Genomic DNA, 12,921 nt, shown 5'->3' with positions numbered 1-12,921 from the left:
CCAAAAAAGGCGCGAGTTGAACTCGCGCCTTTTTTTATGCTCCAAGGCTGGGAGAAGCGCGGGTTTGTCCCGCATGTGATGGTCAGGAGGTTCATGTGAACAAGTCGTTGCTGGTTGGTGCGGTATTGGGTGCTGTCGGTGTGACTGCCGGGGGTGCTGTTGCCACCTACAGCCTGGTTAAAAGCGGCCCTGAGTATGCGCAAGTACTAGCCGTTGAACCGGTCAAGACACAGATCAAGACGCCACGTGAAGTCTGCAAGGATGTCGCAGTGACTCGGCAAGCGCCGGTCAAGGATCAACACCAGATTGCCGGTACGGTGGTCGGTGCATTAGCAGGTGGTTTGCTGGGTAACCAGATCGGCGGCGGCACCGGCAAGAAGATTGCTACGGTCGCAGGCGCTGTCGGCGGTGGTTATGCAGGCAACAAGGTTCAGGAAGGCATGCAAGAGCGTGACACCTACACCACGACTCAAACTCGCTGTAATACAGTGAATGACATCAGCGACAAGGTCGTTGGCTACGATGTTCGTTATTCGCTGGATGGCAAGGAAGGCAAGGTGCGGATGGATCGTGATCCGGGCAACCAGATCCCGGTCGACAAGGAAGGCAAGCTGGTCCTGTCGCAGAACGAAGAAAACCGCTAAATCTTCAAGCTTAAGCGTTTTAAAAGAAGCACCCTTCGGGGTGCTTTTTTTGTGCCTGGAATTCATGAATCACCGTAAAACCCTGTGGGAGCCAGGCTTGCCCGCGATAGCAATGTGTCAGTCACCATGAAGGGTGCAGGCGAAACCGCCATCGCGGGCAAGCCCGGCTCCCACAAGGATTGGGGGTAATGCCCAAATCGCAGGCATAAAAAAGCACCCCGAAGGGTGCTTTCTCTTTCGCTGGAGGCTTAGCGCTTCAGCGAGGCTGGCAGGTGCGGCTGGATCGCCGTCAGAACTGCCTTGAAGCATTTGGTGTTACCAGCAACGACGTGGCCTTTCTCAAGGAATTCGTGACCACCGGTGAAGTCGCTGATCAAGCCACCGGCTTCCTGAATCAACAGGGCGCCTGCAGCCATGTCCCACTCGGACAGGCCCGACTCCCAGAATGCGTCGAAACGACCGGCAGCCACGTAGGCCAGGTCCAGGCTCGCCGAACCCGCGCGACGGATGCCGGCAGTCTGGCCAACCAGGGCGCGGAACATGCCCAGGTAGTTGTCGAGGTTGTCCATCTGGTCGTCACGGAAAGGGAAGCCGGTACCCAGCAGGGCGCCGTCCAGGCTGGTGCGACCGCTGACGCGCAGGCGACGACCGTTCAGTTGAGCGCCGCGACCACGGCTGGCGGTGAATTCTTCCTGGCGAACCGGGTCCAGAACAACAGCGTGTTCCAGGCGACCGCGGTATTTGCAGGCGATGCTGACAGCGAAGTGAGGAATGCCGCGCAGGAAGTTGGTGGTGCCGTCCAGCGGATCGATGATCCACAGGTATTCTTCGCCTTCGATACCGTTGCCGGCGTGCATGCCGGTTTCTTCACCCAGGATCGAGTGGTTCGGGTAGGCCTTGCGCAGCGCATCGATGATTTTCTGTTCGGCGGCGCGATCCACCTCGGATACGTAATCCTTGGCGTCTTTTTCGTCGACCTTGATGGTATCCAGGCGCTCGATGGAGCGGAAAATCAATTCACTGGCGCTGCGGGCGGCGCGCAGCGCGATATTCAGCATGGGCTGCATGGATGTGTCACCTAAGGTTGTTAAAGAAAGCCGAGCATTCTATCAGAACTTTTCTACAGGTGAAGGTCGGTGTTCGCTTTCATAGCTTAACGGTGTGTCCCGCCTCAGAAATACGTTCACTTTTTGACGAGTGGTCAATGTTGGCGGGCAAGGCGCCGCGCCGACTCATGACTTGCTATGGGGAGAGGCGGCAGCGCAGCATGCCGACATTGAACGCCGTCAAAAGTGAACAGTTATTTTTGAGGCGGGACACCCGGAGGAACTGTAAGATTCGGCTCCTTATTTCTGTGTTCGAGACTGCCTCCCGTGCTGCATAACATTCGTGTCGTCCTGGTCAATACCAGCCATCCCGGCAACATCGGCGGGGCTGCGCGTGCCATGAAGAACATGGGCCTGTCGCGGCTGGTGCTGGTCGAACCGCGGCAATTTCCGCATCACGAAGCCGACGCTCGTGCTTCCGGTGCCGGGGATGTCCTTGAAAACGCGCAAGTCGTCGCCACCTTGGAAGATGCCTTGGTCGGCTGCAATCTGGTGCTCGGCACCAGTGCTCGCGACCGGCGCATTCCCTGGCCGCTGCTCGATCCCCGCGAATGCGGTGTGAAAGTGGTGGAAGAAGCCGGGCAGGGCGCCGAGATTGCCTTGGTGTTTGGTCGTGAAGATTCCGGTCTGACCAATGAAGAGCTGCAGCGATGTCATTATCACGTGCACATTCCATCAGACCCTGAGTTCAGCTCGCTGAACCTTGGGGCGGCGGTGCAGGTGCTGGGCTATGAAGTGCGCATGTCCTGGCTCGCGGCCCAAGGGCAGCCGAGCAAGGTCGAGAAGGATGAAGTGGCGTCCACCAAAAGTGGTGAACTGGCGACCATGGATGAGCTGGAGCGATTCTATGAGCACCTGGAACACACCCTGGTGGCCATCGAATTCCTCGATCCGGAAAAACCACGGCACTTGATGGCGCGCCTGCGCCGGTTGTACGGACGTAGCTCGGTCAGCCGGGCGGAAATGAACATATTGCGTGGCATCCTCACGGAAACCCAAAAAGCGGCCCGTGGCGAGCTTCTAAAGCGGAAGGATTAATGATGTTTGAGCGTTTGCGTGAAGATATCCAAAGCGTATTCCATCGAGACCCGGCGGCGCGTAACGCTTTTGAAGTTCTGACGTGCTACCCGGGCATGCATGCCATCTGGATTCACCGTCTGTCGTCGGTCTTGTGGCGCGCAGAGCTGAAATGGCTGGCGCGACTGGTGTCGAACTTCGGTCGCTGGCTGACCGGGATCGAGATTCATCCGGGTGCCAAAGTCGGTCGTCGCTTCTTTATTGACCATGGCATGGGCATTGTTATTGGTGAAACCGCCGAGATCGGTAATGACGTCACCCTTTATCAAGGTGTGACGCTGGGCGGCACCAGTTGGAACAAGGGCAAGCGTCACCCGACCCTTGAAGATGGCGTGGTGGTGGGGGCGGGCGCCAAGGTGCTGGGTCCGTTTACCGTCGGCGCGGGTGCCAAGGTTGGTTCTAACGCCGTAGTGACCAAGGCAGTGCCTGCCGGCGCGACCGTTGTCGGTATTCCAGGGCGGATCATCGTCAAGTCCGATGACGAGCAGGATGCCAAGCGCAAGGCCATGGCCGAGAAAATCGGCTTCGATGCCTACGGTGTCGGCGAAGACATGCCGGACCCTGTAGCGCGTGCCATTGGTCAGTTGCTGGATCACTTGCAGGCGGTCGATGGTCGTCTGGAGGGGATGTGCGGCGCACTGAAGGATCTGGGCAGTAATTACTGTGCCAAGGACCTGCCTGAACTGCGCGAAGAAGACTTCGCCTGTGTGAAGGACAAGGATCAGAGCCAGGCGAGCTAGACCGGGTCGACTTCAATCGCGGGCAAGCGCGCTCCCACAGGTATCTCCGTGTTCACACGGGACCCTGTGGGAGCGGGCTTGCCCGCGATGAACGATAACGCGCAATTGCTGGCTGTAACCGTCCAGCCTTTGCTATGATGCGGCCGCTCTTTTGCGGGTAAACCTGACTAAAGTACTAGGTCTTATAGTTGACTTAAACACTCGGGAATTGCATACTCGCCCCATTCCGAACTCCGTGGTAATTGTCCATGCGACTGACTACAAAAGGCCGATACGCCGTGACCGCCATGCTCGATCTGGCGTTGCACGCGCAGCACGGGCCGGTGTCCCTGGCCGATATCTCCGAGCGCCAAGGCATCTCCCTGTCCTACCTCGAACAGCTTTTCGCCAAATTGCGCCGTAGCAATCTGGTGTCCAGCGTCCGCGGTCCGGGCGGCGGCTACCAACTGTCCCGCGAGATGCAGGGCATCCAGGTCGCCCAGGTGATCGATGCGGTGAACGAATCAGTAGATGCCACCAAATGCCAGGGCCAAGGCGATTGCCATTCAGGCGACACCTGCCTGACTCACCACTTGTGGTGCGACTTGAGCCTGCAGATTCACGAATTTCTGAGCGGTATCAGCTTGGCTGACCTTGTGACTCGCCGTGAGGTACAAGACATAGCCCAGCGTCAGGACCAGCGTCGTTGCAACAGCAAGGCGCCACGCCTGGACAAGATTGAAGCGTCCGCCGTCGAATGACAGCCAAAGAGCTAACGGCACGCCAGCCAGCCTGATTTAGGAGATAGTCCATGAAATTGCCGATTTACCTTGATTACTCTGCGACCACCCCGGTTGATCCGCGTGTTGCGCAAAAAATGAGTGAATGCCTGCTGGTTGACGGAAACTTCGGTAACCCGGCGTCCCGTTCCCACGTGTTCGGCTGGAAAGCTGAAGAGTCCGTCGAAAACGCCCGTCGTCAGGTCGCAGACCTGGTCAACGCCGATCCGCGTGAAATCGTCTGGACCTCCGGTGCCACCGAATCCGACAACCTGGCAATCAAGGGTGCGGCGCATTTCTATGCGACCAAAGGCAAACACCTGATCACCACCAAGATTGAGCACAAGGCTGTCCTCGACACCATGCGCCAACTGGAGCGTGAAGGCTTCGAAGTGACCTACCTCGAGCCTCAGACTGATGGTCTGGTAACGCCGGCGATGATCGAAGCGGCCCTGCGTGACGACACCATCCTGGTCTCGGTCATGCACGTGAACAACGAAATCGGCACCATCAACGACATCGAAGCCATCGGCGAACTGACCCGCTCCAAGGGCATTCTGTTCCACGTCGACGCGGCTCAGTCCACCGGCAAGGTCGACATTGACCTGTCGAAGCTGAAAGTCGACCTGATGTCGTTCTCTGCCCACAAAACCTACGGCCCTAAAGGCATCGGCGCGCTGTACGTCAGCCGCAAGCCGCGTGTTCGCATCGAAGCGACCATGCACGGCGGCGGTCACGAGCGTGGCATGCGTTCCGGCACCCTGGCGACCCACCAGATCGTCGGCATGGGTGAAGCTTTCCGCGTAGCCAAAGAAGACATGGCTGCCGAAAACGTGCGCATCAAAGCCCTGAGCGACCGCTTCTTCAAACAGGTCGAAGGCCTGGAAGAGCTGTACATCAACGGCAGCATGACCGCTCGTGTACCGCACAACCTGAATCTGAGCTTCAACTACGTTGAAGGCGAGTCGCTGATCATGGCGCTCAAGGACCTGGCGGTTTCGTCCGGTTCGGCCTGCACCTCGGCGTCCCTTGAGCCTTCGTACGTACTGCGCGCCCTGGGCCGCAACGACGAACTGGCACACAGCTCGATTCGCTTCACCTTCGGCCGTTTCACCACTGAAGAAGAAATCGATTACGCCGCGCAGAAAGTCTGCGAGGCCGTTACCAAGCTGCGCACTCTGTCGCCGCTGTGGGACATGTACAAAGACGGTGTCGACATTTCGAAAATCGAGTGGGCGGCACACTGATTTCAAGTCGCCGCGAACCGGCCCTGTACAACCCAGGTTGGCAGGGCTTAAAGAGCGACTCTCTGATGAGTGAGGATTAAGCATCATGGCTTACAGCGAAAAGGTCATCGACCACTACGAAAACCCGCGCAACGTCGGCAAGATGGACGCGGAAGATCCTGATGTCGGCACCGGCATGGTCGGCGCTCCGGCGTGCGGCGACGTTATGCGCCTGCAAATCAAGGTCAACGAGCAAGGCATCATCGAAGACGCCAAGTTCAAGACCTACGGTTGCGGTTCGGCTATCGCCTCCAGCTCCCTCGCTACCGAGTGGATGAAGGGCAAGACCCTGGACGAAGCCGAGACCATCAAGAACACTCAGCTGGCTGAAGAACTGGCCTTGCCGCCAGTGAAAATCCACTGCTCCGTACTCGCAGAAGACGCTATCAAAGCGGCCGTTCGTGACTACAAGCAGAAGAAAGGCTTGATCTGACTTTCAGGTTTTGGCGACGAGTAAGGAGTCACCGATGGCTATCAGCATGACAGAAGCGGCTGCTCGACACGTGCGGCGCTCCCTCGACGGGCGCGGCAAAGGTGAAGGGATTCGTCTGGGTGTTCGCACCACAGGCTGTTCCGGCCTTGCCTACGTGCTGGAGTTTGTCGACGAGGTGGTTGAAGAGGATCAGGTGTTCGAAAGTCACGGTGAAAAAGTGATTATCGACCCGAAAAGCCTGGCCTACCTGGACGGCACCGAGCTCGATTTCGTCAAGGAAGGGTTGAACGAAGGCTTCAAGTTCAACAACCCCAACGTACGCGGTGAATGTGGCTGCGGCGAAAGCTTCAACATCTGAGGCTTGTCGTGGGTACTCCTTGTCATTTCGCTTTATTTGAGCTGCAACCGAGTTTCAATCTGGACCTCGACCAGCTGGCTACGCGCTACCGTGAGTTGGCGCGCAGTGTTCATCCGGACCGCTTTGCTGACGCTTCCGAGCGTGAGCAGCGGTTGGCGCTAGAGCAATCCGCGAGCCTCAACGAGGCCTACCAGACGCTCAAAAGTCCGCCCAAGCGCGCGCGTTACTTGCTCGCCTTGAACGGTGGTGAGCTGCCGCTGGAGGTCACGGTGCATGATCCGGAGTTTTTGCTGCAGCAGATGGAGCTGCGTGAAGAGCTCGAAGACCTGCAAGACAGTGCTGATCTGGCCGGTGTTGCAGCGTTCAAGCGTCGCTTGAAAACCGCCCAGGATGTACTGAACCAAAGCTTCGCGGCTTGTTGGAATGATGCGGCGCACCGTGAGCAGGCCGAACGCCTGATGCGGCGCATGCAGTTCCTCGACAAGCTCACCTACGAAGTGCGCCAGTTAGAAGAGCGCCTCGACGATTAACCCAGTGCCGCTCCGGTCGCACGCCTGATATACAGATAAGTCCTGATACCAATGGCCCTACTGCAGATCGCCGAACCCGGCCAAAGTCCTCAACCGCACCAGCGTCGTCTGGCTGTGGGGATCGACTTGGGCACTACCAATTCGCTGGTCGCTGCGTTGCGCAGTGGTCTTTCCGAGCCTCTGGCCGACGCTGACGGGCAGGTCATCCTGCCGTCTGCCGTGCGCTATCACGCTGATCGCGTCGAAGTCGGCGAGTCCGCCAAACTGGCTGCCGCCACAGATCCCTTGAACACCGTGCTGTCGGTCAAGCGCTTGATGGGTCGTGGTCTGTCCGACGTCAAGCAATTGGGCGATCAACTGCCGTACCGCTTTGTCGGTGGCGAGTCGCACATGCCGTTCATCGACACCGTGCAAGGGCCGAAAAGCCCGGTCGAAGTCTCCGCCGATATCCTCAAAGTGCTGCGTCAGCGCGCTGAAGCGACCTTGGGTGGCGAACTGGTCGGCGCGGTGATCACCGTTCCCGCCTATTTCGATGATGCGCAGCGTCAAGCCACCAAGGACGCGGCCAAACTCGCCGGTCTGAACGTGCTGCGTTTGCTCAATGAACCAACCGCCGCCGCTGTGGCTTACGGTCTGGATCAACACGCTGAAGGCCTGGTCGCCATTTATGACCTGGGCGGCGGCACCTTTGATATTTCGATTCTGCGCCTGACCGGCGGCGTGTTTGAAGTTTTGGCTACCGGCGGCGACAGCGCGCTGGGTGGCGATGACTTCGATCACGCGATCGCTGGCTGGATCATCGAGAGCGCCGGTCTGTCCGCCGACCTCGATCCGGGGGCGCAGCGTCAACTGTTGCAAGCGGCTTGTGCCGCCAAAGAAGCGCTGACCACCGCCTCGTCGGTTGAAGTGGCTCATGGCGGCTGGAAAGCCGAGCTGACCCGCGAAGCCTTTGATGCGCTGATCGAGCCGATGGTCGCTCGCAGCCTGAAAGCCTGCCGCCGCGCCGTGCGTGATTCGGGTGTTGAGCTGGAAGAAGTGCACGCGGTGGTCATGGTCGGTGGTTCGACGCGTGTGCCTCGCGTTCGCGAAGCGGTCGCGGAAGCCTTTGGTCGTCAGCCGCTGACTGAAATCGATCCGGATCAAGTGGTGGCCATCGGTGCCGCGATCCAGGCCGATACGCTGGCTGGCAACAAGCGCGATGGCGATGAGCTGCTGTTACTCGACGTGATTCCGTTGTCCCTGGGGCTGGAAACCATGGGCGGCCTGATGGAGAAGGTGATTCCGCGCAACACCACCATTCCCGTCGCTCGCGCCCAGGACTTCACGACTTATAAAGATGGCCAGTCGGCCATGGCGATCCACGTATTGCAGGGCGAGCGCGAGCTGATCAGCGACTGCCGCTCCCTGGCACGCTTCGAATTGCGCGGCATTCCAGCGATGGTGGCCGGTGCGGCGAAGATTCGCGTGACCTTCCAGGTCGATGCTGACGGTCTGCTCAGCGTTTCGGCCCGTGAATTGGGCTCTGGCGTTGAAGCGAGCATTCAGGTCAAGCCGTCCTACGGTCTGACCGACGGCGAAATCGCCAAAATGCTCAAGGATTCGTTCCAGCACGCCAATGACGATAAAGTCGCCCGTGTACTGCGTGAGCAGCAAGTCGATGCACAGCGCCTGATCGAGGCGGTGCAGGCCGCCCTTGATGTCGACGGTGAGCGCCTGCTCGACGCCGAAGAGCGCATGGTCATCGAGTTGCAGATGCAGGAACTGGCCGAACTGATGAAAGGTACCGATGGTTACGCCATCGAGCAGCAGACCAAGCGTCTGTCGCAAGTGACCGATGCCTTTGCTGCCCGCCGCCTGGACTCGACGGTGAAAGCCGCGCTGGCGGGGCGCAACCTGAACGAGATTGAGGAATAACGATGCCGCAGGTCATTTTTCTGCCACACGAGAAGTTTTGCCCGGACGGCATGGTTGTAGAGGCTGAGCCCGGCATTTCCATCCTCGAACTGGCGCACGAACACCACATCGAGATGGAAAGTGCCTGTGGTGGCGTCTGTGCCTGCACCACGTGTCATTGCCTGATTCGTGAAGGCTTTGATTCGCTGGAAGAGGCTGACGAGCTGGAAGAAGACTATCTTGATAAGGCTTGGGGGCTGGAAGCTCAGTCCCGCCTGGCGTGTCAGGCCAGAGTCGGCACGGAAGACCTGACCGTCGAAATTCCGAAATACTCGCTCAACCACGCAGCCGAAGCGCCGCACTGATTCAAGGAATTGTCATGAGTCTCAAGTGGACTGATGTGCTGGAGATTGCGATCCAGCTGGCTGAAAGCAAGCCCGATGTTGACCCTATGTCGGTCAACTTCGTCGATCTGCGCAAATGGGTTATGGAATTGCCCGATTTCGACGACAAGCCTGAGCATAGTGGCGAAAAGATTCTGGAGGCCATTCAGGCCCACTGGATCGAAGAACGCGACTGAGCCACGCTGCAGGTTAGGCAATACCCAAGAACCCGCGTATAATTCGCGGGTTTAATTTTTCACAAATTACCGTTTCTGGAGTTACACCATGGCTGTTCAACGTACTTTCTCCATCATCAAGCCTGACGCTGTTGCAAAAAACGTCATCGGCGAGATCACCACTCGTTTCGAAAAAGCAGGCCTGCGCGTTGTAGCTTCGAAACTGAAGCAACTGTCCAAAGCTGAAGCTGAAGGCTTCTACGCTGAGCACAGCGCTCGTGGTTTCTTCAACGACCTGGTTGCTTTCATGATCTCCGGCCCGGTTGTTGTTCAGGTTCTGGAAGGCGAAAACGCTATCGCTCTGAACCGTGAGCTGATGGGCGCTACCAACCCTAAAGAAGCTGCTGCCGGCACCATCCGCGCTGACTTCGCTGACTCCATCGACGCCAACGCTGTACACGGTTCGGACTCCGAAGCCGCTGCTGCTCGCGAAATCTCGTACTTCTTCGCAGCTACTGAAGTAACCACTCGCTAAGCATTGGCTTAAGAGTGAAGGTGAATCCATGACTACATCGACTGTAAAAACCAACCTGCTGGGTCTGACTCAACAGGAAATGGAAAAATTCTTCGACTCGATCGGGGAGAAGCGTTTCCGTGCCGGTCAGGTAATGAAATGGATTCACCACCTTGGCGTCGATGATTTCGACGCCATGACGAACGTCAGCAAAGCCTTGCGCGACAAGCTCAAGGTGATTGCTGAAGTTCGCGGTCCTGAAGTGGTCAGCGAGGACATTTCCACCGACGGCACCCGTAAGTGGGTGGTGCGCGTGGCATCCGGCAGCTGCGTCGAGACCGTGTACATTCCCCAGGGCAAGCGCGGCACTCTGTGCGTTTCGTCCCAGGCAGGCTGTGCCCTGGATTGCAGTTTCTGCTCCACCGGCAAGCAAGGTTTCAATAGCAACCTCACCGCCGCCGAAGTCATCGGTCAGGTGTGGATTGCCAATAAATCGTTTGGCAGCATCCCGGCGACTGCCGACCGTGCCATCACCAACGTGGTGATGATGGGCATGGGCGAGCCGCTGCTGAACTTCGACAACGTCGTCGCGGCCATGCACTTGATGATGGACGACCTGGGCTACGGCATTTCCAAGCGCCGTGTGACCCTGTCGACCTCCGGCGTGGTACCGATGATCGATGAGCTGTCCAAGCACATCGACGTCTCCCTGGCGTTGTCGCTGCACGCACCGAATGACGCATTGCGTAACCAATTGGTGCCGATCAACAAGAAATATCCGCTTAAGATGCTGCTCGAGTCGTGCCAGCGCTACATGTCGTCCCTGGGCGAAAAACGCGTGCTGACCATCGAGTACACCTTGCTCAAGGACATCAACGACAAAGTTGAACACGCCGTTGAGATGATCGAGCTGCTCAAGAACATCCCGTGCAAGATCAACCTGATTCCGTTTAACCCGTTCCCGCATTCCGGTTACGAGCGCCCGAGCAACAACGCGATTCGCCGGTTTCAGGATCAGCTTCACCATGCAGGCTTCAATGTCACCGTACGCACCACTCGCGGTGAAGACATCGATGCCGCGTGTGGCCAATTGGTAGGGCAGGTGCTGGATCGCACCCGTCGCAGCGAACGTTATATCGCCGTGCGCGAGTTGAGCGCCGAGAACGATATGGCTACAAACGCTGCGAAATAATTAAAGAGAGGATCTCTATGTCCCTGCGCTTCGCGCTGCTTTTGCTGTGGGCCAGCCTATGTGCTGGTTGTGTCCTGTCGGGCGATTTCAACCCGATGAAGACCAGCAAGGGGCGCGATGAAGCGCGTGTGGCTTATGTACAGCTGGGCCTGGGGTACTTGCAGCAGGGCATGACCGAGCGCGCCAAGGTCCCGCTGAAAAAGGCGTTGGAGCTGGATGACTCGGACCCTGATGCCAACGCCGCGCTGGGTCTGGTGTTCCAGGCTGAAATGGAGCCGGAACTGGCCGACCAGCATTTTCGCAAGGCATTGTCTTCCCGCCCCAACGACGCACGAATCCTGAACAATTACGGCAGCTTCCTCTTCGAGGAAAAACGCTACAAAGAGGCGTACGAGCGCTTTGAACAGGCCGCCGCCGATACGCTGTATCCTGAGCGTTCGCGAGTATTCGAGAACCTGGGCATGACCGCTTCAAAGTTGGGCGAGCGTGATCTTGCACAGCAGCAACTCGAAAAAGCCCTGCGTTTGAATCGCCAACAGCCACGTGCATTGCTCGAAATGGCTGAGTTGTCCTTCGAAGACAGGCATTATGTGCCCGCGCGTGACTATTACGATCGTTTTAGCCTGCTGGCCGAGCAAAATGCACGTAGTCTATTGCTCGGCGTTCGGCTGGCAAATGTGTTCGAAGATCGCGACAAGGCCGCAAGTGCAGGCCTGCAACTAAAACGACTCTATCCCGGTACGCCGGAATATCAGCAATACCTGTCGGAGCAATGATGAAAGCGGCGCATCCCGAAGTTGTAGCAGCGAATCGCGTTAACCCCGGTGAGACTTTGCGCCAGGCCCGCGAAAGCAATGGCTGGTCGCTGGCCGAAGTGGCCCTCAAGCTCAACCTCACCGTCACCTCCTTGAGCAATCTTGAAGCCGGCGCATTCGACAAGCTGCCTGGGCATACCTTTGCTCGCGGTTATATCCGTGCGTACGCCAAATTGCTGGGCATGGACCAGGCCGTTCTCGTCCAGCAGTTCGACCAGTCCACCGGCACCGATTCCCAGGGCAGCAGCGTTCACAGCCTGGGGCGTATCGAAGAGCCGGTACGGGTTTCCCATACTATTTTGCGCATCGTCAGCCTGTTGCTGCTGATCGCGGTGATTGGGGGTGGTTTTGTCTGGTGGCAGGATCAAACCTCGCTGCGCACCAAGGATTCGATCGGCCTCGCCCCGGAACATGTAGAAGTTGAAGGCGCCGACGGCACCACCCAGATCCATCCGCTGGACGAGCCGGAAGACCAGGCCGTCGCGGAAGGTCAGGCGGAGGGGACTACTTCGCTGGCATTGCCACAAGCCGAGGCCTCCTCTGAAGCACCGGCTGAAGCTGAAGCAACCACGCCGGCTGCTCCGGTAGTATCGACACCGGTGGCTCCGACGCACAACGCCGCTCCTGTTGTTGCTGCTCCAGCGCACAACACTGCCCCAGTGGTTGCGACGCCGACTGCTCCGGCGCCGGCTGCTCCAGCGGTTCCGGCACCGGTAGTGACCGCTCCGGTTGCTCCTGCCGCACAGGCACCGGTTGCGACGGCTCCAGTAGCCGGTCAGGGCCAGGTTCAGCTGCAGTTCACCGCCGATTGCTGGACGCAAGTGACCGATGGCACCGGCAAGGTGCTGTTGAGTGGTCTCAAGCGTAAAGGCGATAGCGTTTCCGTCAGCGGCAAGCCGCCGTTTGCCGTGCGCCTGGGCTTCGCCCGTGGTGCGCAGGTCAGCTACAACGGTCAGGCGGTTGATGTCGCTCCGTTCACCAGTGGCGAGACTGCTCGCCTGAAGTTGGGTCAATAA

General features: G+C 58.4%; 16 protein-coding genes. 15 read left to right on the top strand and 1 reads right to left on the bottom strand.

Going from position 1 to position 12,921, the window contains the following annotated elements; translation table 11 throughout:
* The first annotated feature begins 95 nt into the window (after window positions 1–95).
* Window positions 96–644 carry a glycine zipper 2TM domain-containing protein gene (locus tag SB725_RS19235; RefSeq protein ID WP_027922743.1) on the top strand — a complete coding sequence of 183 codons (549 nt, stop codon included), beginning with the start codon at window positions 96–98 and terminating at the stop codon, window positions 642–644.
* Between the two features lie 248 nt (window positions 645–892).
* On the opposite strand, the gene suhB is transcribed toward SB725_RS19235, so the two are convergent.
* Window positions 893–1,711 (bottom strand): inositol-phosphate phosphatase, encoded by an 819-nt coding sequence (suhB, locus tag SB725_RS19230; protein ID WP_027922744.1) that lies wholly within the window; start codon window positions 1,709–1,711, stop codon window positions 893–895.
* A 306-nt stretch (window positions 1,712–2,017) separates the two neighbouring features.
* Here suhB and trmJ point away from each other — a divergent pair, with 306 nt between their 5' ends.
* The 14 genes from trmJ (at window position 2,018) to SB725_RS19160 (ending at window position 12,921) form a co-directional block, all read left to right on the top strand.
* Complete coding sequence (gene trmJ / locus SB725_RS19225) at window positions 2,018–2,788, top strand: tRNA (cytosine(32)/uridine(32)-2'-O)-methyltransferase TrmJ (protein WP_027922746.1); 771 nt, start codon at window positions 2,018–2,020, stop codon at window positions 2,786–2,788.
* Window positions 2,789–2,790: 2 nt separating this feature from the next.
* Window positions 2,791–3,567, top strand: a complete 777-nt coding sequence (gene cysE, locus SB725_RS19220; protein WP_027922747.1) for a serine O-acetyltransferase — start codon at window positions 2,791–2,793, stop codon at window positions 3,565–3,567.
* A gap of 248 nt (window positions 3,568–3,815) precedes the next feature.
* A complete protein-coding gene (gene iscR / locus SB725_RS19215) occupies window positions 3,816–4,307 on the top strand; it encodes a Fe-S cluster assembly transcriptional regulator IscR (RefSeq protein WP_027922748.1) in 492 nt (163 codons plus the stop codon).
* A 50-nt stretch (window positions 4,308–4,357) separates the two neighbouring features.
* The gene (locus SB725_RS19210) at window positions 4,358–5,572 is read left to right on the top strand and encodes an IscS subfamily cysteine desulfurase (RefSeq protein ID WP_027922749.1); all 1,215 of its coding nucleotides are present in this window, start codon (window positions 4,358–4,360) and stop codon (window positions 5,570–5,572) included.
* An 85-nt stretch (window positions 5,573–5,657) separates the two neighbouring features.
* Window positions 5,658–6,044, top strand: coding sequence for a Fe-S cluster assembly scaffold IscU (gene iscU, locus SB725_RS19205; RefSeq protein WP_003443374.1), 387 nt, complete (start codon window positions 5,658–5,660; stop codon window positions 6,042–6,044).
* A gap of 34 nt (window positions 6,045–6,078) precedes the next feature.
* The gene (gene iscA, locus SB725_RS19200) at window positions 6,079–6,402 is read left to right on the top strand and encodes an iron-sulfur cluster assembly protein IscA (RefSeq protein WP_027922750.1); all 324 of its coding nucleotides are present in this window, start codon (window positions 6,079–6,081) and stop codon (window positions 6,400–6,402) included.
* Between the two features lie 8 nt (window positions 6,403–6,410).
* A complete protein-coding gene (gene hscB / locus SB725_RS19195; protein ID WP_027922751.1) occupies window positions 6,411–6,932 on the top strand; it encodes a co-chaperone HscB in 522 nt (173 codons plus the stop codon).
* Window positions 6,933–6,983: 51 nt separating this feature from the next.
* Entirely contained in the window at window positions 6,984–8,846 is a 1,863-nt protein-coding gene (hscA, locus tag SB725_RS19190; protein ID WP_410922481.1) for a Fe-S protein assembly chaperone HscA, read from the top strand.
* A gap of 2 nt (window positions 8,847–8,848) precedes the next feature.
* Window positions 8,849–9,190, top strand: a complete 342-nt coding sequence (gene fdx / locus SB725_RS19185; protein WP_027922753.1) for an ISC system 2Fe-2S type ferredoxin — start codon at window positions 8,849–8,851, stop codon at window positions 9,188–9,190.
* A 14-nt stretch (window positions 9,191–9,204) separates the two neighbouring features.
* Window positions 9,205–9,405, top strand: a complete 201-nt coding sequence (gene iscX, locus SB725_RS19180; protein WP_027922754.1) for a Fe-S cluster assembly protein IscX — start codon at window positions 9,205–9,207, stop codon at window positions 9,403–9,405.
* A gap of 88 nt (window positions 9,406–9,493) precedes the next feature.
* On the top strand, window positions 9,494–9,919 hold the full coding sequence (ndk, locus tag SB725_RS19175; RefSeq protein WP_007903599.1) for a nucleoside-diphosphate kinase: 426 nt from the start codon (window positions 9,494–9,496) through the stop codon (window positions 9,917–9,919).
* Window positions 9,920–9,947: 28 nt separating this feature from the next.
* Entirely contained in the window at window positions 9,948–11,090 is a 1,143-nt protein-coding gene (gene rlmN / locus SB725_RS19170; protein ID WP_027922755.1) for a 23S rRNA (adenine(2503)-C(2))-methyltransferase RlmN, read from the top strand.
* A gap of 17 nt (window positions 11,091–11,107) precedes the next feature.
* A complete protein-coding gene (gene pilW / locus SB725_RS19165) occupies window positions 11,108–11,866 on the top strand; it encodes a type IV pilus biogenesis/stability protein PilW (protein ID WP_059182202.1) in 759 nt (252 codons plus the stop codon).
* Entirely contained in the window at window positions 11,866–12,921 is a 1,056-nt protein-coding gene (locus SB725_RS19160; protein WP_410922480.1) for a RodZ domain-containing protein, read from the top strand. Before pilW ends, SB725_RS19160 begins: the two co-directional genes overlap by 1 nt.

It is taken from the genome of Pseudomonas sp. SIMBA_041 (assembly GCF_046535095.1).
In the GTDB taxonomy this organism is placed as follows: Bacteria; Pseudomonadota; Gammaproteobacteria; order Pseudomonadales; family Pseudomonadaceae; genus Aquipseudomonas; species Aquipseudomonas mucoides.
Note: the sequence above shows the minus strand (reverse complement) of the source record. Positions and strands in the feature narration are given on the sequence as shown.

Excerpts from the sequence above, each read along its gene's own strand:
- suhB (WP_027922744.1), bottom strand. The coding sequence starts at position 1,711 with ATGCAGCCCATGCTGAATATCGCGCTGCGCGCCGCCCGCAGCGCCAGT.
- cysE (WP_027922747.1), top strand. The coding sequence starts at position 2,791 with ATGTTTGAGCGTTTGCGTGAAGATATCCAAAGCGTATTCCATCGAGAC.
- iscR (WP_027922748.1), top strand. The coding sequence starts at position 3,816 with ATGCGACTGACTACAAAAGGCCGATACGCCGTGACCGCCATGCTCGAT.
- SB725_RS19210 (WP_027922749.1), top strand. The coding sequence starts at position 4,358 with ATGAAATTGCCGATTTACCTTGATTACTCTGCGACCACCCCGGTTGAT.
- iscU (WP_003443374.1), top strand. The coding sequence starts at position 5,658 with ATGGCTTACAGCGAAAAGGTCATCGACCACTACGAAAACCCGCGCAAC.
- iscA (WP_027922750.1), top strand. The coding sequence starts at position 6,079 with ATGGCTATCAGCATGACAGAAGCGGCTGCTCGACACGTGCGGCGCTCC.
- hscA (WP_410922481.1), top strand. The coding sequence starts at position 6,984 with ATGGCCCTACTGCAGATCGCCGAACCCGGCCAAAGTCCTCAACCGCAC.
- fdx (WP_027922753.1), top strand. The coding sequence starts at position 8,849 with ATGCCGCAGGTCATTTTTCTGCCACACGAGAAGTTTTGCCCGGACGGC.
- iscX (WP_027922754.1), top strand. The coding sequence starts at position 9,205 with ATGAGTCTCAAGTGGACTGATGTGCTGGAGATTGCGATCCAGCTGGCT.
- ndk (WP_007903599.1), top strand. The coding sequence starts at position 9,494 with ATGGCTGTTCAACGTACTTTCTCCATCATCAAGCCTGACGCTGTTGCA.
- rlmN (WP_027922755.1), top strand. The coding sequence starts at position 9,948 with ATGACTACATCGACTGTAAAAACCAACCTGCTGGGTCTGACTCAACAG.
- pilW (WP_059182202.1), top strand. The coding sequence starts at position 11,108 with ATGTCCCTGCGCTTCGCGCTGCTTTTGCTGTGGGCCAGCCTATGTGCT.
- SB725_RS19160 (WP_410922480.1), top strand. The coding sequence starts at position 11,866 with ATGAAAGCGGCGCATCCCGAAGTTGTAGCAGCGAATCGCGTTAACCCC.